A 19,070-nucleotide genomic window follows, 5' to 3' on the forward strand; every position below is an offset into this window, starting at 1 on the left:
ATAGATGCCCATGAACGCTTTAAAACTTCGCATTGACCTGGCGGCGATTGCACATAACACGAGGCAGATGCGCCGTCAGGCTGGTGGCGCGCGTTTGATGTGCGTGGTGAAGGCGGATGCCTATAACCACGGCGCGGCGAAGTGCGTCCCCATCATGGAGGCGAACGGTGCGGATGCGTTCGGCTGCGCGACGATCGCGGAGGCGGCTAGTGTGGCGAAGCTGACGTCGAAACCCGTGATGGCGTGGCTGTGGGCTCCGGGGGAGGAGCTGGTGGAGGGCATCGAGATGGGTGTGCCGAGTCTTGCGCACCTGCGCGCGCTTATTGACGCCCCCTTCGTACCCACCGTGCATCTGATGATCGACACGGGGATGAACCGCTCGGGCGTAGATGAGGAACAGTGGCCGGAGCTGTTCGCGATGGCCGCCGAGGCGCAACAGGCCGGTCAGATCCGTGTGGCCGGGCTGATGAGCCATTTTGCGTGCGCGGATAACCCAGCGGACCCGTACACGGACCGGCAGCTGGCGACGTTCCGTGAAGCGCTCAACCAGGCGCACGAGGCGGGGCTAGAGGACCTGGTGAACCACGTGGCGAACTCGCCGGCGACGTGGACGAGGGACGACGCCCGCTTTGAACAGATCCGTCCCGGGATTGGCCTGTACGGGTTGGAAGCAATCGACGGCACCGACAACGGGCTGCGGCCCGCGATGAGCTGGGTCGCAACAGTGACCGCGGTCAAACCGATCCGCGCGGGGGATCCGGTGAGCTACTCAGGGACATGGACTGCGCCCGAGGACGGGTTTACCGCCGTGGTGCCCGCCGGCTACGCGGACGGCGTGATGCGCATCTGGCAGGACCGGATGGACGTCACCATTGACGGAGCCCGCTACCCCCAGGTGGGTCGGGTGTGCATGGATCAGATTGTGGTGTGGCTGGGCGCAAACGAAGCCGGTGTCGCGCCGGGCGATGAAGCGGTACTTTTTGGCGCCGGCGGCGTGAGTGCGGACGAGTTCGCGCTGCGGGCGAACACCATTCACTACGAGGTGCTGTGTGCACCGAAAGGACGGACAGTGCGGGAGTACGGCGGCAGGCGTGTCTGCGAGACGCGCGAGGAAACGCAAGCGTTGGGGCGTGAGCTGGGGGAGACCTTGCGCGCCGGGGACGTGGTGATTCTCGACGGCCCGCTCGGCGCCGGGAAAACCACGCTGACGCAGGGCATTGCCGAAGGGATGCAGGTCAAGGGGCGTGTGACGAGCCCAACCTTCACCATCGCCAGGGAACACCGCGCGAAGGAGGCGGAGGGGGCGTCGTTAATTCATGTCGATGCCTACCGCCTGTTGGGGGAGGGCAGCTCTGGCGACCCGCTGGGTGAGCTCGATGCTCTCGACCTTGAGTCGGAGCTCGACCGCAGCGTCGTGGTGGCCGAGTGGGGTGGTGATCTCGCAGCTCACATCGCCAGTGAATACCTTTTGGTCACCATTGACCGCACCACGCTCGTGGAGCAAGACGAAGACAGTGAGGGCCGCATCATCACATGGCGGTGGGTGCACACAGAATAGGAAGATGTAGGCTGTAGGCCATGCTGAAGCTGAACAATACTAGCCGTGGTTGGGTCGCTATTGCGTGTGCACTGTGGGTGATTGTGCTCGTTGCTCTAATTTTCATCCCACTGACCAAGCCGTCCCCAATGGCGGCTGCGACGCCAACGAATTCTCTTTCCCGCTCCCTTGAAGAGGTCAAGCCTGGTGGCGAAGCCGTTGCGGGCCAGCTCATCGACCTGACTCGCGTCTACGACAAGGACTACATCGGGTTCACCACGCTGTGCCCGAACGAGCCGGACCAGCTGCTGCTGAGCAAGCTGCAGGCGCTGAACCTTGACCAGGACCGCTTCGATTTCTCCGGCGACTGGGGTTACATGCTGCTGTTCGACGAGGACCAGAACGCGGAGATCGACCTGGACAAGGTGGAGCTTTCCAAGGTGAACATCTGCTCCATCCCGCAGTCGGAGATGTTCCCGATGAACACGCCGCTGCCGTTCCACAAGGACGGTAACGGCTGGGTCATGGGAGTAGCGGCGTAATGCTGACGCTGGCGCTCGATACCGCCACGCACGACCTCGTTGTCGGCGTGGGCGATCAACAGTCGCGCCGCGTGGATGCACAGCGGGTAATCAGAACCCGCTCGCATAACGAACTTTTGGTCCCCACTGTCAACGAACTACTGGCGGAAGCGGGCTGCACCTACGGTGCGCTCGAAGCCGTCGTCGTTGGCGTGGGGCCTGGCCCGTTTACGGGGCTTCGCGTAGGCATGGCCACCGCGTCCGCCTTCGGGCAGGCGCTGGGTGTGCCGGTGTACGGGGTCTGCACCCACGACGCCATCGCCGCGGAAGCCGGGAACACCACCGGGAAAAGCGTGCTAGTGGTCACTGATGCGCGCCGCCGCGAGGTGTACTGGAGCCTCTACCGTGACGGACAGCGCGTCGACGGCCCACACGTCAGCGCAGCCAGCGCGATCGACGTCGAGGGCGACGCGGTGGACCTCCTCGTCGTCCCAGAAGCGCTGCGTGAGACTGTGACTGTCGCGGCTGGTGAGGTACGCGATCTCGCGCCGGGTGTTCGCGGCTTGCTCGCCGCGTGCGATCCATCAGATACGCCGGAGCCACTCACACCGCTGTACCTGCGCCGCCCGGACGCCGTGCCGCCGAAGCCGCGCCCGCGCTCTGCTGCGCTGCCGGACATCAAACTGTGAATATCCGGGAGCTCACACCCAGCGACGCAGACGCAGTCGCGGCGCTGGAGGCGGTGCTGTTCGCTGGCGAGACCCCGTGGTCGCGGGAGGTGCTGCTGACGCAGTTCGCACAGCCGTACACGTTCTATATCGGCGCCTTCGACGACGAGGGCGCAATTCTGGGGTATGCGGGCCTTGCGATGCTGGGCCCGCGCAACGACCCGGAGTTCGAAATTCACACCATCGGCGTCGCGCCCGAGGTGCAGCGCCGCGGGGTGGGCAGGGAGCTGATGGACCAGCTCGTCCACACCGCCGACCTTCTCGACGGCCCGATGTTCCTCGAGGTGCGCACCGACAACTCCGCGTCGCTTGGCATGTATGAGCGCTACGGCTTTTCTGTCGTTGGCACCCGAAAGAATTACTATCAACCTTCTGGCGCGGACGCGTTTTCCATGATGCGTCCGCGGAAGAGCGAAAGGGAGCAGGCATGATTGTTGCCGGGATTGAGTCATCGTGCGACGAGACGGCCGTTGGCATTGTCGACGTCCACTCCGACGGCACCATGGAGATCCTTGCGAACCAGGTGGCGTCTTCGATGGAGCAGCACGCACGCTTTGGTGGCGTGGTGCCCGAGATCGCGTCGCGTGCCCACCTTGAGGCGATGCCACAAGTGATGGCCGCGGCACTGGAAGAGGCCGGTATCGATGCCCCGGACGTGGTTGCGGCGACGATCGGGCCTGGTCTTGCCGGTGCGCTGCTGGTCGGCGCGTCCGCTGCGAAGGCCTACGCGGCGGCGTGGGGTGTGCCGTTTTACGCCGTGAACCACTTGGGTGGGCACGTGGCGGTGGCGAACCTGGAGGGCCAGGAGCGGCTTCCGCACTCGGTGGCACTGCTGGTCTCTGGTGGGCATACGCAGTTGTTGGAGGTTGAGGCCGTCGGCAAACCGATGAGTGAGCTGGGCTCTACCCTTGACGACGCCGCCGGCGAGGCCTACGACAAAGTCTCCCGCCTGCTTGGGCTTGGCTACCCGGGCGGCCCGGTCATCGACCGCTTGGCGGCGAAGGGTAACCCGGATGCGATTCCGTTCCCGCGCGCGCTCAGTAAGGCCGACGATCTGCGGGGCGAGCACCGCTTCGACTTCTCGTTCTCCGGCTTGAAGACTGCCGTGGCGCGCTACGTGGAAAAGGCGGAGCGCGAAGGCTGGGTGGTCAACGTGGAGGACGTGTGCGCGTCGTTCCAGGAGGCGGTGTGTGACGTGCTCGTGCGCAAGGCGCTGCTGGCACTGGAGGAGACCGGTGCGAAGACGCTGTTGCTCGGCGGCGGGGTGGCGGCGAACAGTCGCCTGCGAGGACTTGCCCAAGAACGTTGCGAGAAGGCTGGCGTGGAGCTGCGTGTACCGCGCTTCGGGCTGTGCACCGATAACGGCGTGATGATCACGGCGTTGGCGGGCCAGCTCATCCATGAGGGGGCCAAGCCTTCGGAGCTGTCCGTGGCGACGGATACGTCGTTGGAAGTGGAGATCCCGCTCGTTCACCAGTAAAGATTGGTGAGTGTCGTCACAATGTTGAGTGTTAGCACTCGCAGGGGTAGAGTGCTAACAAGGTTGTGGAGAGCGCAGTTGTACACCCGCGACGACGGCTGGGCCTTCAAATAACCGCAAAACTACTGAACTGATAGATACAACATTGAAGGAAGGCGTTCAGATCATGGCAAACGTCAACATCAAGCCACTGGAAGACAAGGTTCTGGTACAGATCGCTGAGGCGGAGACCACGACGGCATCCGGCCTGGTTATCCCTGATTCCGCTGCTGAGAAGCCACAGGAGGCAGTTGTTATCGCTGTCGGCCCTGGCCGCTTGGATGAGCAGGGCAAGCGCATTGCTGTCGACGTCAACGAGGGCGACACCGTGATCTTCTCCAAGTACGGCGGCACCGAGCTGAAGTACAACGGTGAAGAGTACTTGCTGCTTTCCGCTCGCGACCTGCTGGCCGTCGTCGAAAAGTAATTGAAGGGGGCGTAGCCACCAATGGCAAAACTTATTGCATTTCATCAGGAGGCCCGCGAAGGCATCAAGAAGGGCGTTGACACTTTGGCGGATACCGTCAAGGTCACTCTTGGCCCGCGTGGCCGAAACGTTGTGCTTTCGAAGTCGTGGGGTGGCCCGACCGTTACCAACGACGGTGTGACGATCGCCCGCGACATCGACCTCGAGGAGCCGTTTGAGAACCTCGGTGCGCAGCTGGTGAAATCCGTCGCAGTGAAGACGAACGACATCGCCGGTGACGGCACCACGACCGCGACGCTGCTCGCGCAGGCGCTGGTCACCGAGGGGCTGCGCAACGTCGCTGCTGGTGCGAACCCGATCCAGCTCAACAAGGGCATCCAGGCTGCGGCCGAGAAGGTCATCGAGGAGCTGAAGTCGCGTGCGACGGAGGTTTCTTCGTCCGCCGAGATCGCCAACGTTGCCACCGTTTCCTCCCGCGACCCTGAGGTCGGCGAGATGGTTGCCGGTGCGATGGACAAGGTCGGCAAGGACGGCGTCGTCACCGTCGAGGAGTCCCAGACGATCGACTCGTTCGTCGACGTCACCGAGGGTGTCTCCTTCGACAAGGGCTTCCTCTCGCCGTACTTTATGACGGACCCTGACGCCGGCCAGGCGGTGCTGGAAAACGCCCGCGTGCTGCTGGTCCGTAACAAGATTTCCTCGCTGCCGGACTTCCTTCCGCTGCTGGAAAAGGTTGCGGAGGCATCCGTCCCGCTGCTGATCATCGCCGAGGACGTCGACGGTGAGCCGCTGCAGACGCTCGTGGTGAACACGCTGCGCAAGTCCCTGAAGGTTGTCGCCGTGAAGTCGCCGTACTTCGGCGAGCGCCGCAAGGCCTTTATGGATGACTTGGCTGTAGTGACCAATGCGACGGTCATCGACCCTGAGGTTGGCATGGCGCTCAAGGACGCCACGCTGGATGACCTCGGCTCGGTGCGCCGCGTCACCGTGACCAAGGACGACACCGTGCTTGTCGACGGGGCCGGTTCCGCTGAGAACGTCGAGGAGCGTCGCAACCAGATCCGCCGCGACATCGAGGCGACGGACTCCACCTGGGACAAGGAGAAGATGGAGGAGCGCCTGGCGAAGCTGTCGGGTGGCGTCGCCGTCATCCGCGTCGGTGCCGCGACTGAGACCGAGGTCAACGAGCGCAAGCTGCGCGTCGAGGACGCCATCAACGCTGCCCGCGCGGCAGTCGAAGAGGGCATTATCGCCGGTGGCGGTTCCGCACTGGTCCAGATCGCACGCGACCTGGAGGAGTACGCGGAGTCCTTCGAGGGCGAGCAGAAGACCGGCGTGTTGGCGGTTGCCCGCGCGCTGGTGAAGCCGGCGTTCTGGATTGCGGACAACGCTGGGCTGGACGGCTCAGTTGTCGTGTCGAAGATCGCAGACATGGCGAACGACGAAGGCTTCAACGCCGCAACGATGGAGTACGGCAACCTGGTTGAGCAGGGCATCATTGACCCTGTGAAGGTGACGCACTCCGCGGTTGTCAACGCTTGCTCGGTAGCCCGCATGGTGCTGACCACGGAGGTTTCTGTGGTGAACAAGCCGGAAGAAGCTGAGGAACACGCACACGGTCACGCGCACTAATTAGTGTTTGTGACGAGGGGAGCCCGGACGGATACATGCCGTTCGGGCTTTTGCGTGCCTGATGGGTCAGGCTTTGGGAATGGCATGCTCGGCGCTGTACCCTTAGGCGATACTGGAAAGGAGTCGGGCGTCGCGTATGAGCGGTATAGATACTGATGACGTGAATGCGCAGCTTGCGCAACTGCTGCCTGCTGCACAGTCCGGTGATGATCGGGCGACGCAGCGCGTCGTTGCGCTCATTTATCCATTTGTGCTGCGCTACGCCCGCGCCCGCATTGGCGGTGGGCGCACCCCGACCCCGGAAGACGTCACTCAGGACGTGTGCTTTGCGGTAGTCAAGGCGCTCAGTACCTATAAGGACCAGGGCAAGCCGTTCATGGCATTCGTGTACGGGATTGCATTTAATAAGGTGACGGATGCGCACCGCAGCTATGCGCGAGACCGAATGCTGCCTACCGAAGATATCCCCGATGGGGTATCGCAAGAGGCGGATCCAGAGGGATATGCGCTGGATGTCGACGCGAGTAACAAAATGCGCGAGCTGCTCGATGTACTCAATGAGAAGGCGCGAAATATCATTATTCTTCGCGTATTTGTTGGCCTTTCGGCGGAAGAAACAGCAGAGATTGTTGGCGGGACAGCTGGGTCGGTTCGTGTCGCACAGCACCGTGCCCTGGCTCGCCTGCGTGAGGCCCTTGAAGAAGAGGAGTCTGCGAAATGACACGTGATGCTCACCGTATCCCGCAGTTTGATGAGCTGTTGGCGGATGACGCCCTGTTGACCAAAGCGTCACGTGGAGAGGACCCTAGCGACGGCACCGATCCGCTTTTGGGCCTGATGGGTGCGCTGCGCGAGGACGTCGAGCGTCCGATGCCGGAGCCGCCATACATAGCGCCCGTGGCGGCGCCTGCGCGCAAACAGATGAACCCGTGGCTCAGTGGGCTTGTGGGCGCGGCAGCAGCCACCGCAATCGTTGCTGGAAGTGGGGCAGTGTTGTACAACGCGACTCCTGATTCCCCTCTGTGGCCAGTAGCCTCAACCGTGTTTGGGGAGCGGGCGTCGGTCATGGAGCTTGCGAGCACGCTCGACGAGATGGAAGTAGCCAGCGATGAGGGTAACGGCGACGCTGTGCGTGCCCTGGTGTTACAGGCCAAGGCGTTGCTTGACTCCATGGATGTGAAGAAGACGCAAGGGTCTGAGCCCACGGTGGCGTCGACAATCCCCGAGGTGACGGTGACGCGCACCGTGACTGTGACGGTGACACCTGAGCCGCGCGAACCAGTGACGGTGACGCAGGTGGTCACGGAGCAGCCTGCCGTCGAGCAGCATTCCTCCGCGCAGCCGACAGCGAGTGCGGAACCGAGCGGTGCGCACGTGTCGGCTACTACAGGTAAGGACGCCGCACCGGAATCGCCAGTGGCGACGACCTCCCCCAAGCCGGTTGAGCCCCCGGCGTCAGCCTCGCCGCAGCACTAGCGCCCGGCGGACTCGATGCCATCCATGTACCCCAGCGCGTAATCCCACGTGACATAGGCGTTGACGTCCGGGTTAGCGCTTGGTTCGTGGACGGGCGGCAGCGCGTTGTTGAGCGTGGAGATCATGTTTTGCTCCATGATGTCCCAGTCGTAGTAGTGCGTCTGCTCGCAGTCTTCACACATGAAGAAGATCCCGAGGATGCCGCGGGGGCGCAGGATACGTTGTGCGTCGCGGACGTGGGCGAGGTCGTGAATGATCGCCTGTCGCTCCTCGCTGCTTAAGGGCTCCGGCTGTTCGTCGTCCTCGATGAACGATGCCGGGTCGTTCGGGTCGTTTGCGAACGGGTCGAGTGGCATCATGTCGTCGTAATTCACACCGATCAGCCTATTGTGTGGGGAGTAGCAAGGCCAATTAGCCATGTGCGTTGGGATTTTTCGACGCCGCTGTGTGTCGTGTCGCGCGACGTTATATCATGGCTGAAAACCAATGTCGGGTACACCGCGCGCGGAAGGAGAAGTTGTCAATGGCAAACGAGCGAGTTCTTACAGGTGGGGATGACCCGCACAAGGTTGCACTGCGGGGCTTGACCTTTGATGATGTGCTGCTGCTGCCAGCCGAGTCTCACATTGTGCCGGCCGAAGTGAGCACGAGCTCGCAGTTCAGCCGCAACATCAAGCTGGGTATCCCGATCGCATCGGCTGCGATGGATACGGTCACGGAGTCGCGGATGGCGATCGCGATGGCGCGCCAGGGTGGCATTGGCGTGCTGCACCGCAACTTGAGCGCTCAGGACCAGGCGGAGCAGGTTGACATCGTAAAGCGTTCTGAGTCCGGCATGGTCACCAACCCGGTGACCGCCACACCGGACATGACGATTCGTGACGTCGACGCGCTGTGCGGCCGTTTCCACATCTCGGGCCTGCCGGTGATCGACGCCGACGAGCGCCTGGTGGGCATCATCACCAACCGCGATATGCGCTTCGAGCCGGACTACGACCGCAAGGTCGCAGAGGTGATGACACCGATGCCGCTGGTTGTGGCGGATGAGGGCGTCGATAAGCAGGAGGCACTTGCGCTGCTGTCGGCGAACAAGGTGGAGAAGCTGCCGATCGTGGACAAGGCAGGCAAGCTGGTTGGCCTGATCACGGTGAAGGACTTCGTGAAGAGCGAGCAGTACCCGAACGCGTCGAAGGACTCGAACGGCCGTCTGCTTGTTGCCGCTGGTATCGGCACTGGTGAAGAGTCCTACGAGCGCGCCGCGCTGCTCGTTGAGGCAGGTGTCGACGCCCTCGTCGTCGACTCCGCGCACGCACACAACAACCGCGTGCTGGAGATGGTGTCCCGTGTGAAGAAGGACTTCGGCGACCGCGTTGACGTCGTCGGTGGCAACCTGGCGACACGCGAAGCCGCGCAGGCCATGATCGATGCCGGTGCGGACGCCATCAAGGTCGGCATTGGCCCTGGCTCCATTTGCACCACCCGCGTTGTTGCGGGCGTCGGAGCACCACAGATCACGTCCATCCTGGAGGCTTCCGTGCCTGCCCACAAGGCCGGAGTACCGATCATCGCAGACGGTGGCATGCAGTTCTCCGGCGACGTTGCTAAGGCCCTCGCCGCTGGCGCATCGACCGTCATGCTCGGCTCCATGCTCGCAGGCACCACTGAGGCACCCGGTGACGTCGTGGTTGTTGGGGGTAAGCAGTACAAGCGCTACCGCGGCATGGGCTCGATGGGCGCGATGCAGGGCCGTGGCCTGACCGGCGAAAAGCGCTCCTTCTCCAAGGACCGCTACTTCCAGGCAGACGTCACCAGCGAAGACAAGCTGGTGCCGGAGGGCGTCGAGGGCCGCGTTCCGTTCCGCGGAGATATCGACGCCATCACCCACCAGATCGTCGGTGGTCTGCGCGCCGCGATGGGCTACACCGGCTCCGCCTCGATCGCAGAACTGCAGACGAAGCAGTTCGTCCAAATCACCACGGCTGGCTTGCGCGAATCGCACCCGCATGACATCACGCAAACGGTTGCAGCGCCGAACTACCACAACTAATCCTTTCTGACTGGCTCCTGAAGGAGAGAACCTGACATGCGTGAATATGTAGAAATTGGCATCGGACGCGAAGCCCGCAAGGCCTACGACCTTGACGATCTGACCCTGGTTCCGACGCGGCGCACCCGCTCGTCGAAGGACGTCAACACGGAGTGGCACATCGACGCCTACTCCTTTGACATGCCGCTCGTATCCCACCCGACCGATGCCCTAGCGAGCCCCGAGTTCGCCATCGAGATGGGTAAGCAGGGCGGACTTGCGGTGCTCAACGCCGAGGGCATCCTGGGCCGCCACGCGAACTTCGAAGAGGCGATCAACGAGGTCTGCGGGCAGGCGCCAAATCCCAAGGACCTCGAGCAGGAGAATTACCACGAGATTCCTAGCAAGATTGCCAAGGCTACGGCAACGCTGCAGAAACTCCATCAGGCCCCAATTAATTTGGACGTGTTGAGCGAGCGCATTGCGCAGGTCCGCGCGTCGGGCGCGACCGTCGCTGTGCGCGTGAGCCCGCAAAACGTGCGCGAGCTTGCCCCTGCAGTGATCAAGGCCGGTGCAGAGATCCTGTTCGTGCAGGGCACGTTGATTTCCGCCGAGCACGTGCAGCCCGGTGGGGAACCGCTGAACTTGAAGGAGTTCATCGGCTCCCTCGACGTTCCGGTCATCGCAGGTGGCGTCTTCGACTACACGACGGCCACGCACCTGATGCGTGCTGGCGCTGCTGGCGTGATTGTCGGTTCGGGTCGTTCCTCTTCCGGCCTGGCGCTGGACGTTCCCCTTGCAACTGCGATTGCTGACGTGGCTGCAGCTCGCCGCGACTACTTGGACGAGACCGGTGGCCGTTATGTCCACGTCATCGCTGATTCGGCACCGTCGAACGCCGGAGACATCGCGTTGGCACTCGCCATGGGCGCCGACGCCGTCATGGTAGGCAGTCTGTTCGCGAAGGCGAACGAGGCCGCTGCTGGCGGCGCGTACTGGGAACCGGCGGCTGCGCACCCGCGCTTCCCGCGCGGCGAGGTTGCCAACTGGGAGTTCGGCGATCGTCTTCCGCTGTCTGAGATTTTGTTCGGTCCATCGAGCGATTCGGGCGCTGCCACGAACTTAGTGGGCGGTTTGCGCCGTATTATGGCGAAATGTGGGTACACTGATCTCAAGTCGTTCCAAAAGGTCGACGTGACCGTCCGCCCGTAAACAGATTGACCTAATATATCGAATATGGCCTACGAAGTAGTTATTAAACGAGATGCCCCTGACGGCCCACACCACGAGGTTGATGTCAACCACATCTTCTTCTCGGTGACGGACAGCAAGGGCATTATGACCCATGTCAATGAGGTCTTTATTCACTACGCGCAGTATCCCGAAGTCGAGATGATCGGGAAGCCACACAATCTCATTCGCCATATTGAGATGCCTGGTGGCGCGTTCAAGCTGATGTGGGACGTCATTGAGGACGGCCGACCGTTCGCAGGCTATGTCCGTAACCGCGCAAAGAGCGGCTCTGCGTACGACGTGTTTGCTACCGTGACGCCTCTGCCAAATGGCGACTACCTCTCGGTGCGCACCCGCCCGATGACCGAACTGTTCAAGGTCGTCGGCGACGTGTACCAAGCGGTGAACGACGTTGAGTGGAAGGCGCGCCACGAGGGCGTTGGCCGTCGCCGCCGTGCAGAGCTTGGCTTGGACAAGCTGCAGGAGCTTGTGCCTGATTACGACGCCTTCGTTGCCGAAGCGCTGCCGGCCGAGGTGCTGGCGCGTGAGGAAGCGGGCTTCGACCTTCCAGAGGGCACCGGCGAGGTGTACGAGGCCACTAAGCGCCTCTACCGCGAGCTGGACCGCTTCATGGAAATCCAGTCCTCCATTAAGGAAGCCGCCGAAGAACTGGCAAAGGCCAGCCAGACTTTGGTGGAAGAAAACGCTGTGACCAACAGTGTGAAGGGCGAGATGGAAAACGTCATGGCGGAGGGCGCTGCCCGTACGCTGTTGCTTGCACCGCTGCAGGTGTGGGCAACGATGCGTGGCATCATCGACGAGAACGCGCAGTCACTCAACGAGGTGGCTGGCGAGTTGGCGAAGAAGGCGGCGTCCGCGCGTATGGCGATTGCGCTGGCTCGTCTGCATACTGCGCAGACCGCGATTTTCTCCCTTGAGGCGAACCGCGGCGAGGTGCTCTCTATGCTGTTCGACGCCCTCGAGGTGGACGTGAAGCAGATGGACGACGCAGTCTTCCTGCACTCCTCCCTGGCGAACCGCGTGGACCTGAAGGTGAACTCGATTTCCGAGCTGACCAAGATGCCGCTCGAGATGATTCGTCGCTGGTCCCAGACCACGGCGCAGGAGCCGTTCGGCGAGAACATCGAGCCGCTTGTTGCTCAGGTGCACCGCGCTATCCAGGCTGCTGATAACTCTATCGAGCGCCTGCACGCTTCCTCGCAGAAGCTGGGCTCCGACCCGGCGATTGACGGGGTACACGATGCGCTGGAGAACCTGCGCGCGCTGCTGAAGTAGTCTGTTGTAACGTCGCAACGCTGAAGACACCACCCGCCAAGCGGGTGGTGTCTTGTTGTTTCGAAGGGATTCCCGCACCAGATTCCAGTATTTCGGCCGGGTGCATTGGCGTTTCCCCAGGTCCCGAATTGTGCGCGCGGGAATGTGGTGCGCAGGACACTGTCATCGGGCTCACGTACACATTAGGTGCTGCGTAGGTTAAGATTTGGTGCGTGACTACAGCTCAAACTCGCCCTGTTCTTGTTGTTGATTTCGGTGCGCAGTACGCGCAGCTCATTGCGCGTCGTGTGCGTGAGGCGCACGTGTTTTCCGAAGTCGTTCCGTCCACGATCTCCGCTGCGGAGGTGAAGGAGAAGCAGCCGCTGGCGCTTGTCCTGTCCGGCGGCCCGTCGTCCGTGTATGAGGATGGCGCCCCGCAGTTGGACCCTGAGATTTTCGAGTTGGGGATTCCGATCTTCGGCATCTGCTACGGCTTCCAGGTGATGACGCAGGCGCTCGGCGGCAAGGTTGAGCAGACCGGCGCCCGTGAGTACGGCCGCACGGCGATGAACGTCATGGGTGGTGTGCTGCACGCCGGCTTGCCGGAGGAGCACAAGGTGTGGATGAGCCACGGTGATTCGGTAACGCAGGCTCCGGAGGGCTTCGAGGTCACCGCGTCTTCGAAGGGTGCGCCGGTCGCCGCGTTCGAGAACGTGGAGCGCAAGTTCGCCGGTGTGCAGTACCACCCGGAGGTGATGCACTCGCCGCACGGCCAGGAGGTGCTGACGCGCTTCCTCACCGAGATCGCTGGTCTGGAGCAGAACTGGACGGCATCCAATATTGCGGAGCAGCTCATTGAGCAGGTTCGCACCCAGGTTGGCGACGGCTACGCCATCTGTGGCCTGTCCGGTGGTGTGGACTCGGCTGTTGCTGCGGCGCTGGTGCAGCGTGCGATCGGGGACCGCCTGACCTGTGTGTTCGTGGACCACGGCTTGCTGCGCCAGGGTGAGCGCGAGCAGGTGGAGAAGGACTTCGTCGCCGCGACCGGCGCGAAGCTCGTGACTGTCGACGAGCGCAAGGCCTTCCTGGACAAGCTGGCCGGTGTGACTGAGCCTGAGGCGAAGCGCAAGGCGATCGGTGCGGAGTTCATCCGTTCCTTCGAGCGCGCTGTGGCCGATGTGTTGTCGGATCACAAGGTTGATTACCTGGTGCAGGGCACGCTGTACCCGGACGTCGTCGAGTCGGGCGGCGGCACCGGCACCGCGAACATTAAGAGCCACCACAACGTTGGTGGCCTGCCGGATGACGTCGAGTTCGAGCTGGTCGAGCCACTGCGACTGCTGTTTAAGGACGAGGTCCGCGCGGTCGGCCGCGAGCTGGGCCTGCCCGAGGTGATCGTGAACCGTCAGCCGTTCCCAGGTCCGGGCTTGGGTATCCGCATCATTGGTGAGGTGACCGAGGAGCGCCTGGAGACCCTGCGCGCCGCGGATGCGATCGCGCGCGAGGAGCTGACTAAGGCTGGCCTGGACGACCAGATTTGGCAGTGCCCGGTCGTGCTGCTGGCCGATGTCCGCTCGGTGGGTGTGCAGGGCGATGGCCGCACCTACGGCCACCCGATTGTGCTGCGTCCTGTCGCGTCCGAGGACGCGATGACCGCGGACTGGGTACGCATCCCGTACGAGACGCTGGAGGCCATCTCGACCCGCATCACCAACGAGGTGGCGGATGTCAACCGCGTGGTGCTGGACGTGACCTCCAAGCCGCCGGCCACCATCGAGTGGGAGTAAGTCAGTTTCTTTCGCCCGCGTCCTCGCGGGCGTAGTACGCGGACACGGATCCGACGCGCTGCGACACGTTAATCGTGAGTAGTGCGCTGTCTGTGTTCGCGTTTTGTCGTTCTTCGGGGCATGCGGCCTCGCCGATGTTCACCTTGCAGTTGATGTCGACGGGGATGTGATTGGGAAGCTTGAGGTCGATCTTGCCGACGCCGTTGCTGATGTTGATTGTCTTCGGCTCGTCGAGTGGCTCGAGCATGGTGAGGTCGATCCGAGCCTCGCCGATGTTGTGTTTAAATTCCGGTATAGCCTCCGCGGAGTAGGCAGAGACATTTGCAACGCCGTAGTTGCCGATTGAGCCGATGCGAAGTTGGCTAACCACGGTCATTGTCCAGAATGTTGCCGTTGTCAGCACCAGTGTGACGGGGATCCACAGCCAGTAGCGCTTCTTTGGTTGCGCACGCTCCGGAGCTGGCTCGACAGGGTCCGGCAGGTGCCACAGCTCAGGTGCCGCGCCGAGTGGGTCCCATGCCGGTGGTTTCTGCCCGGGGTGTTCGTAGCCTTCCGGCACCGTCAGGTGGGAGGTGTCCACAACAGGGCCTTTGTTTGTCTGCGACTCCACGCCCACCACGAGTCCCTCCGGTGCCTCTGGCTGGCGCTGGTAGGCGAGGTACCAGCCGAGCGCGAACAGCGCGAAGGTGACCAAAACCCCGCGCAGGTCGCTGGCAACGGCGACGGAGGGGAAGAAGATGACAAGGCCGAGGAGCAGCAGCCAGCCGGTGTCGCGCTCTTTCTTCTCTACCTTGGTCAGCTGCTCTTTCGGGGTGGCGATCGAACTTGCTGGGGTGCGGGTCAGCCCGAAGCGGGGCATGTTGATCCAGCACAATAGGTAAAGGAACAGGCCACCGCCGAAGGCGATTGACAATACGACGAACAGGACGCGGATGAGCGTTGGGTCGATTTGGTAGCGGGCACCGATGCCTTCGCAGACACCGCCGACGACGGCCTTGCCGCCCTGGTCTTGCGGGATGCGGGGCGGGCGGGTCTCCCACATGCGCTTCAGCGTGTTGGTTTCCATGGCTTCTATTGTTGCGAGGCAACGCCAAGCGCGGTATCGGGAACGACCCTGATTTTTCATCTCAGGGTTTACCCCGATGTGCCTGAGGGGGTTGCCGTGCAACGATGGGGGACATGTCTGCGTTGTATCCCCGGCTGACCCGTGACCGTTCCCGCCGCGTCATTGCTGGCGTGGCGTCCGGGGCAGCTGACCTGCTCGGGGTGGACGTGAAATGGGTGCGCCTGTTTTTGGTTGCGGCGAGCTTCGCCGGCGGCTTCGGCGTGTTGCTGTATGCGGGGCTGTGGGTGTTTACCCCGGTTGCTGAAATTGCTGCGCCGCGGCAGCGCCCGAGTGCGCTTGACATCTTCCTAGTGCTTGCAGGGTTTGCGGGTGCGTTGACGTCGCTGCAGATTTCCTCCGGTGCGGGCTCCATGGTGGTGTTCATCATCGGTGTGCTCATCGTCGGTGCAGTGATCGCGTTGCAGGCGTATGACCGTGGCACGGATTCGTGGGGCAACATCGCAGCGCTGTCCTTGGGTGCGCTATTGGTCATGAGCGGGGTGCTGGCTGTGGCACTCCTTGGGGAGAGCGCCGGGGTCGCCGGTGTGGTCGTCTCCGTGCTGGTGACGGTGCTTGGTGTCGGGGTGCTTGTGGTGCCGCTGATTGCCAAGTTGGCCAACTCGCTTGTCGCGGAGCGTGAGGCGAAAGCGGTGGCGGATCAGCGCGCGGAGATCGCCTCGCGCCTGCACGATTCGGTGCTGCAGACGCTGGCGCTGATCCAGCGGCAGGCCGGTGACCCGGACGAGGTGGTTCGACTTGCTCGCGGGCAGGAGCGTGAGCTGCGCGCCTGGCTGTTCGACGAGACCGTGTCCAACCACACCACCACCTTCGCCGCGCTGTGCAAGGCTGCCGGCGAGGTGGAGGATGCGTACGGGATCGTGATCAAACCGGTCACGGTGGGCGAGGACATCCCTTTCGGCGAGCGCGCCGAGGCAGTCGTGCTCGCAGCCAGGGAGGCGATGGTCAACGCGGCAAAGCACGCCGGTGTGGACACCGTTGATGTTTACGCGGAGCACCTTGCTGGCAGGCTCACCGTGTTCGTGCGCGATCGCGGCAGCGGCTTCGACCCCGAGGCGGTGCCCGCTGACCGGCACGGGTTGCGGGACTCTATCGTGGGCCGCGTGGAGCGCGTTGGGGGAGAGGTGCACGTGGTGTCGTCGGAAAGCAGTGGCACCGAGATTGAACTAGCGTTGGACCTATGACTCGCGTGTTTCTGGTGGATGACCACTCCGTGTTCCGCGCTGGGGTGAAGGCCGAGCTGCAGCAGGCTGTGGAGATCGTCGGTGAGGCTGGCACGGTCGCCGAGGCGGTGCGGGGGATCGAGCAGACACAGCCCGACGTCGTGCTTCTCGACGTCCACATGCCCGACGGCGGCGGCCTCACAGTGCTGAAACGCGCACCCGGCCCGGCGTACCTCGTGCTCAGCGTGTCCGATGCCGCTGAGGACGTCATCGCCCTGATCCGCGCGGGCGCCCGCGGGTACGTGACCAAGAACATCGCGGGTGGGGAGCTCGCGGAGGCGATCGAGCGGGTACATGGCGGGGACGCGTACTTCTCTCCGCGGTTGGCGGGGTTCGTGCTTGACGCGTTTGCGAGCGGGCCTGTCGTCGAGGAGGACGACCCGGCGGTGGACTCGCTCACCAGGCGTGAGCTCGAGGTGCTGCGGCTGCTGGCGCGTGGCTACACGTACAAGGAGATCGCGCAGCGCCTGTTCATTTCGGTGAAGACGGTGGAGACGCACGCGTCGAATATTTTGCGCAAGACGCAGACCTCGAACCGCAACCAGTTGACCCGGTGGGCGGTTGCGCGCGACCTGGGCTAGCGTGCGCCCGCCTGTCGCAGCAGCGACTGGGCGGTGAGGTCCGTTTCCTGCAGCATGCGGGGGTCGGTGCCGGGCATTGGGGAGATGGTGGTGTCTGCCCACTGCTTGCCGGTGGGGATGCCGACGATGTGCAGGCGCGGGTCCAGGGTGCCGTCGGGGTGGATGGTGCGGCGGGTATCTGCGTCGGTTTCGGGGGAACCGGTGGGCGTGCCGAAGGGCGCGAAGGGGCGGATGCGCTCGCTTTCCAACAGTGACGCGGTCAGTGGGTCGGCTGCGCGGGTGATGTTGGGGGACGGCAGGAAGGCGTCTGCGAGGGTGTCCGCGGTGACGGTGCGCTCGGCGCTGGTGGCCGTGAAGGTTGTGCCCGATTGCGTGACGGTTGGGGTTGGGCCGAGCAGGGTGACCAGGCCGGCGTCGATAAGAGCAAGGAGTTCGCGGGAGCGGAAGAGCGGCGGGCCGGAGCCGACCATCTGGCCGAATGCCATGTAGTCGGAGAGCGCGCCGCGCTGGTCCTCCGGGGTGCCGCGGCCGTTCTCGACGGCGATGGCGGTTGGTTTGCGGCCTGCGGAGATCACCCACAGGGCGGACTTGATGGGGGAGTCCTGAGCGGCGATGGCCTCGGCGATGTCGCGGGCCAGGGCGTCGGCGATGACGCAGTTCAGGCTTTCGGTGTCGAGGCCGTCGCACCCGGCGAGGGGGTCGATCCAGTAGGAGATGTCGAAGGGTTCGGTGGTGGCGTCGGCAAGGGATTCGTTGAGTGCGCGGGCGCAGGGCAGGAGGCTGGTGCGGGTGGCGGCGCCGGCGAGTGGTGCGGCGTCGATGCGCGAGATGATGTCCGCAAGCGGGATGTGCAGGGCGTCGGGGCGTACGCGCGCAAGCGTGGTGTAGTAGGCGGCGTAGGAGTCGCGGATGAGCGCCGGCCAGAGCTGCTCTCCGAAGCTCACCGTGGTGGCGCCGCTGTGGTGCTCGATCGCGGCGCGCAGCCGCGAGAGGTCCGCCTTGGGCGGCAGCGAGTGGTACTCGGATTTCGGCAGGTAGGGGTAGCCGCGGCCCGAGGTGACCACGAGGTGAGGCTCGGCACCGCTGGGCTCGTAGCGCAGGCCGGAGCGGGTGTCGGCGGGCACGAAGCGGCCGCCGCGGTTGATGGTGCTCAGCGCCATGAGGTCGAAAAAGCCCATGCCAAGGCCGCGCACGATTGCGGTTTCGCCAGCAACCAGCGTATCGACGTCCTGTTCCACCGGGTTGCCCGGCTGAATCCAGTGCCCGCGGAAGGCCACCGAGTGCTCGGGGACGACCCAGCCGGTGGCGAGCACGGTGGCGTCGGCGTGGACGGTGGTGCCGTCCTCAAACGTGATGGCGTCGCGGCCGTTCTCGGCGGTGATGCGCTGCGCGCGGGAGCGGTGGTTGGTGATGGTCACGTGCTCGGGGAGCTGCGCCAGCGCGACCGTGAGGACCCAGTGGAGGTACTCGCCGTACAGCGCGCGGGATGGGTTGGACTCCGGGCGGGTGGCAGCCAGCTCCGCGCCGAAGTCCGCGGTGACGTGGTCGGGGGTTGGGTGGGCGTCGAACAGTGATTGCTTGGTGGCGGACACGGCGTCGCGCTCGCCGCGCAGGAGCTGGATCCACTCGTACATGGTGGGGCCCTCGAGTACGGGGGCGGTGACGGTCGCGCCGGGCTCGGTGAAGAGGGTGACGGCGCCGGCCAGCGTGTTCATGCACAGCGTGTGGGTCTGTGCGGTGTCCCAGACGCGCCCGGCGCCGTGCTGGGCGTCGTCGATGAGGTGGATTGTCAGCGGCTTGGTGGAATTAGATTCGTTGAGCGTGGCGGCGACGCGTTCGATGATGGAAATGCCGCGTGGACCTGCGCCGACGATGGCGATTGCTGGCTGCACTGTGTGTTCCTTCCTGTTGCGACAGTGACCGTTTAGACTGCTTAGTCTAGACGCATGAGACCGCTCCGTCTAATCTGTGTTAGCGTTATC

General features: G+C 63.7%; 18 protein-coding genes. 15 read left to right on the forward strand and 3 right to left on the reverse strand.

Going from position 1 to position 19,070, the window contains the following annotated elements:
- Nucleotides 1-10 precede the first annotated feature (10 nt).
- From alr to KBX13_RS03020, 9 genes are all read left to right on the forward strand, one after another.
- Nucleotides 11-1,558: an alanine racemase gene (alr, locus tag KBX13_RS02980; RefSeq protein ID WP_083290813.1), complete on the forward strand. Its 1,548-nt coding sequence runs from the start codon at nt 11-13 to the stop codon at nt 1,556-1,558.
- A 20-nt stretch (nt 1,559-1,578) separates the two neighbouring features.
- Nucleotides 1,579-2,079, forward strand: coding sequence for a hypothetical protein (locus KBX13_RS02985; RefSeq protein WP_070363044.1), 501 nt, complete (start codon nt 1,579-1,581; stop codon nt 2,077-2,079).
- Nucleotides 2,079-2,747, forward strand: coding sequence for a tRNA (adenosine(37)-N6)-threonylcarbamoyltransferase complex dimerization subunit type 1 TsaB (tsaB, locus tag KBX13_RS02990; protein WP_256020644.1), 669 nt, complete (start codon nt 2,079-2,081; stop codon nt 2,745-2,747). Before KBX13_RS02985 ends, tsaB begins: the two co-directional genes overlap by 1 nt.
- Nucleotides 2,744-3,217 (forward strand): ribosomal protein S18-alanine N-acetyltransferase, encoded by a 474-nt coding sequence (gene rimI, locus KBX13_RS02995; RefSeq protein ID WP_256020646.1) that lies wholly within the window; start codon nt 2,744-2,746, stop codon nt 3,215-3,217. The genes tsaB and rimI overlap by 4 nt, the downstream gene beginning before the upstream one ends.
- Nucleotides 3,214-4,266, forward strand: coding sequence for a tRNA (adenosine(37)-N6)-threonylcarbamoyltransferase complex transferase subunit TsaD (tsaD, locus tag KBX13_RS03000; protein ID WP_256020648.1), 1,053 nt, complete (start codon nt 3,214-3,216; stop codon nt 4,264-4,266). The genes rimI and tsaD overlap by 4 nt, the downstream gene beginning before the upstream one ends.
- A 166-nt stretch (nt 4,267-4,432) precedes the next feature.
- Complete coding sequence (gene groES, locus KBX13_RS03005; protein ID WP_070363040.1) at nt 4,433-4,732, forward strand: co-chaperone GroES; 300 nt, start codon at nt 4,433-4,435, stop codon at nt 4,730-4,732.
- A 21-nt stretch (nt 4,733-4,753) separates the two neighbouring features.
- A complete protein-coding gene (groL, locus tag KBX13_RS03010; protein ID WP_070363039.1) occupies nt 4,754-6,364 on the forward strand; it encodes a chaperonin GroEL in 1,611 nt (536 codons plus the stop codon).
- Nucleotides 6,365-6,500: 136 nt separating this feature from the next.
- Nucleotides 6,501-7,085: a sigma-70 family RNA polymerase sigma factor gene (locus KBX13_RS03015; protein WP_070363038.1), complete on the forward strand. Its 585-nt coding sequence runs from the start codon at nt 6,501-6,503 to the stop codon at nt 7,083-7,085.
- A complete protein-coding gene (locus tag KBX13_RS03020) occupies nt 7,082-7,840 on the forward strand; it encodes a hypothetical protein (protein WP_256020650.1) in 759 nt (252 codons plus the stop codon). The genes KBX13_RS03015 and KBX13_RS03020 overlap by 4 nt, the downstream gene beginning before the upstream one ends.
- On the opposite strand, the gene KBX13_RS03025 is transcribed toward KBX13_RS03020, so the two are convergent.
- Nucleotides 7,837-8,259: a DUF5319 domain-containing protein gene (locus KBX13_RS03025; protein ID WP_070363036.1), complete on the reverse strand. Its 423-nt coding sequence runs from the start codon at nt 8,257-8,259 to the stop codon at nt 7,837-7,839. The genes KBX13_RS03020 and KBX13_RS03025 overlap by 4 nt on opposite strands.
- A 104-nt stretch (nt 8,260-8,363) precedes the next feature.
- Here KBX13_RS03025 and guaB point away from each other — a divergent pair, with 104 nt between their 5' ends.
- The 4 genes from guaB (at nt 8,364) to guaA (ending at nt 14,161) form a co-directional block, all read left to right on the forward strand.
- Entirely contained in the window at nt 8,364-9,887 is a 1,524-nt protein-coding gene (gene guaB / locus KBX13_RS03030) for an IMP dehydrogenase (protein WP_070363035.1), read from the forward strand.
- A gap of 36 nt (nt 9,888-9,923) precedes the next feature.
- Nucleotides 9,924-11,078, forward strand: a complete 1,155-nt coding sequence (locus KBX13_RS03035; RefSeq protein ID WP_070363034.1) for a GuaB3 family IMP dehydrogenase-related protein — start codon at nt 9,924-9,926, stop codon at nt 11,076-11,078.
- Nucleotides 11,079-11,102: 24 nt separating this feature from the next.
- Entirely contained in the window at nt 11,103-12,395 is a 1,293-nt protein-coding gene (locus tag KBX13_RS03040; RefSeq protein ID WP_070477610.1) for a PAS domain-containing protein, read from the forward strand.
- A 212-nt stretch (nt 12,396-12,607) separates the two neighbouring features.
- Nucleotides 12,608-14,161 (forward strand): glutamine-hydrolyzing GMP synthase, encoded by a 1,554-nt coding sequence (gene guaA / locus KBX13_RS03045; protein WP_256000530.1) that lies wholly within the window; start codon nt 12,608-12,610, stop codon nt 14,159-14,161.
- A 1-nt stretch (nt 14,162) separates the two neighbouring features.
- Here the strand turns inward: guaA and KBX13_RS03050 are convergent, their stop codons facing one another.
- On the reverse strand, nt 14,163-15,227 hold the full coding sequence (locus tag KBX13_RS03050) for a PspC domain-containing protein (protein WP_256020651.1): 1,065 nt from the start codon (nt 15,225-15,227) through the stop codon (nt 14,163-14,165).
- A gap of 113 nt (nt 15,228-15,340) precedes the next feature.
- Here KBX13_RS03050 and KBX13_RS03055 point away from each other — a divergent pair, with 113 nt between their 5' ends.
- Both KBX13_RS03055 and KBX13_RS03060 read left to right on the forward strand, forming a co-directional pair.
- On the forward strand, nt 15,341-16,468 hold the full coding sequence (locus KBX13_RS03055) for an ATP-binding protein (protein WP_256020652.1): 1,128 nt from the start codon (nt 15,341-15,343) through the stop codon (nt 16,466-16,468).
- Entirely contained in the window at nt 16,465-17,088 is a 624-nt protein-coding gene (locus KBX13_RS03060; RefSeq protein ID WP_256020654.1) for a response regulator transcription factor, read from the forward strand. Before KBX13_RS03055 ends, KBX13_RS03060 begins: the two co-directional genes overlap by 4 nt.
- On the opposite strand, the gene KBX13_RS03065 is transcribed toward KBX13_RS03060, so the two are convergent.
- Nucleotides 17,085-18,980, reverse strand: a complete 1,896-nt coding sequence (locus KBX13_RS03065) for an FAD/NAD(P)-binding protein (protein WP_256020656.1) — start codon at nt 18,978-18,980, stop codon at nt 17,085-17,087. The genes KBX13_RS03060 and KBX13_RS03065 overlap by 4 nt on opposite strands.
- Nucleotides 18,981-19,070 lie beyond the last annotated feature (90 nt).

Origin of the sequence: Corynebacterium sp. CCUG 51687 (genome assembly GCF_024453995.1) — a bacterium.
Classification (GTDB): domain Bacteria; phylum Actinomycetota; class Actinomycetes; order Mycobacteriales; family Mycobacteriaceae; genus Corynebacterium; species Corynebacterium pseudogenitalium.

Excerpts from the sequence above, each read along its gene's own strand:
- KBX13_RS03040 (WP_070477610.1), top strand. The coding sequence starts at position 11,103 with ATGGCCTACGAAGTAGTTATTAAACGAGATGCCCCTGACGGCCCACAC.
- KBX13_RS03025 (WP_070363036.1), bottom strand. The coding sequence starts at position 8,259 with ATGGCTAATTGGCCTTGCTACTCCCCACACAATAGGCTGATCGGTGTG.
- KBX13_RS03020 (WP_256020650.1), top strand. The coding sequence starts at position 7,082 with ATGACACGTGATGCTCACCGTATCCCGCAGTTTGATGAGCTGTTGGCG.
- KBX13_RS03035 (WP_070363034.1), top strand. The coding sequence starts at position 9,924 with ATGCGTGAATATGTAGAAATTGGCATCGGACGCGAAGCCCGCAAGGCC.
- guaB (WP_070363035.1), top strand. The coding sequence starts at position 8,364 with ATGGCAAACGAGCGAGTTCTTACAGGTGGGGATGACCCGCACAAGGTT.
- groES (WP_070363040.1), top strand. The coding sequence starts at position 4,433 with ATGGCAAACGTCAACATCAAGCCACTGGAAGACAAGGTTCTGGTACAG.
- alr (WP_083290813.1), top strand. The coding sequence starts at position 11 with ATGAACGCTTTAAAACTTCGCATTGACCTGGCGGCGATTGCACATAAC.
- groL (WP_070363039.1), top strand. The coding sequence starts at position 4,754 with ATGGCAAAACTTATTGCATTTCATCAGGAGGCCCGCGAAGGCATCAAG.
- tsaB (WP_256020644.1), top strand. The coding sequence starts at position 2,079 with ATGCTGACGCTGGCGCTCGATACCGCCACGCACGACCTCGTTGTCGGC.
- KBX13_RS03060 (WP_256020654.1), top strand. The coding sequence starts at position 16,465 with ATGACTCGCGTGTTTCTGGTGGATGACCACTCCGTGTTCCGCGCTGGG.
- tsaD (WP_256020648.1), top strand. The coding sequence starts at position 3,214 with ATGATTGTTGCCGGGATTGAGTCATCGTGCGACGAGACGGCCGTTGGC.
- KBX13_RS03055 (WP_256020652.1), top strand. The coding sequence starts at position 15,341 with ATGTCTGCGTTGTATCCCCGGCTGACCCGTGACCGTTCCCGCCGCGTC.
- KBX13_RS03050 (WP_256020651.1), bottom strand. The coding sequence starts at position 15,227 with ATGGAAACCAACACGCTGAAGCGCATGTGGGAGACCCGCCCGCCCCGC.
- KBX13_RS02985 (WP_070363044.1), top strand. The coding sequence starts at position 1,579 with ATGCTGAAGCTGAACAATACTAGCCGTGGTTGGGTCGCTATTGCGTGT.
- KBX13_RS03015 (WP_070363038.1), top strand. The coding sequence starts at position 6,501 with ATGAGCGGTATAGATACTGATGACGTGAATGCGCAGCTTGCGCAACTG.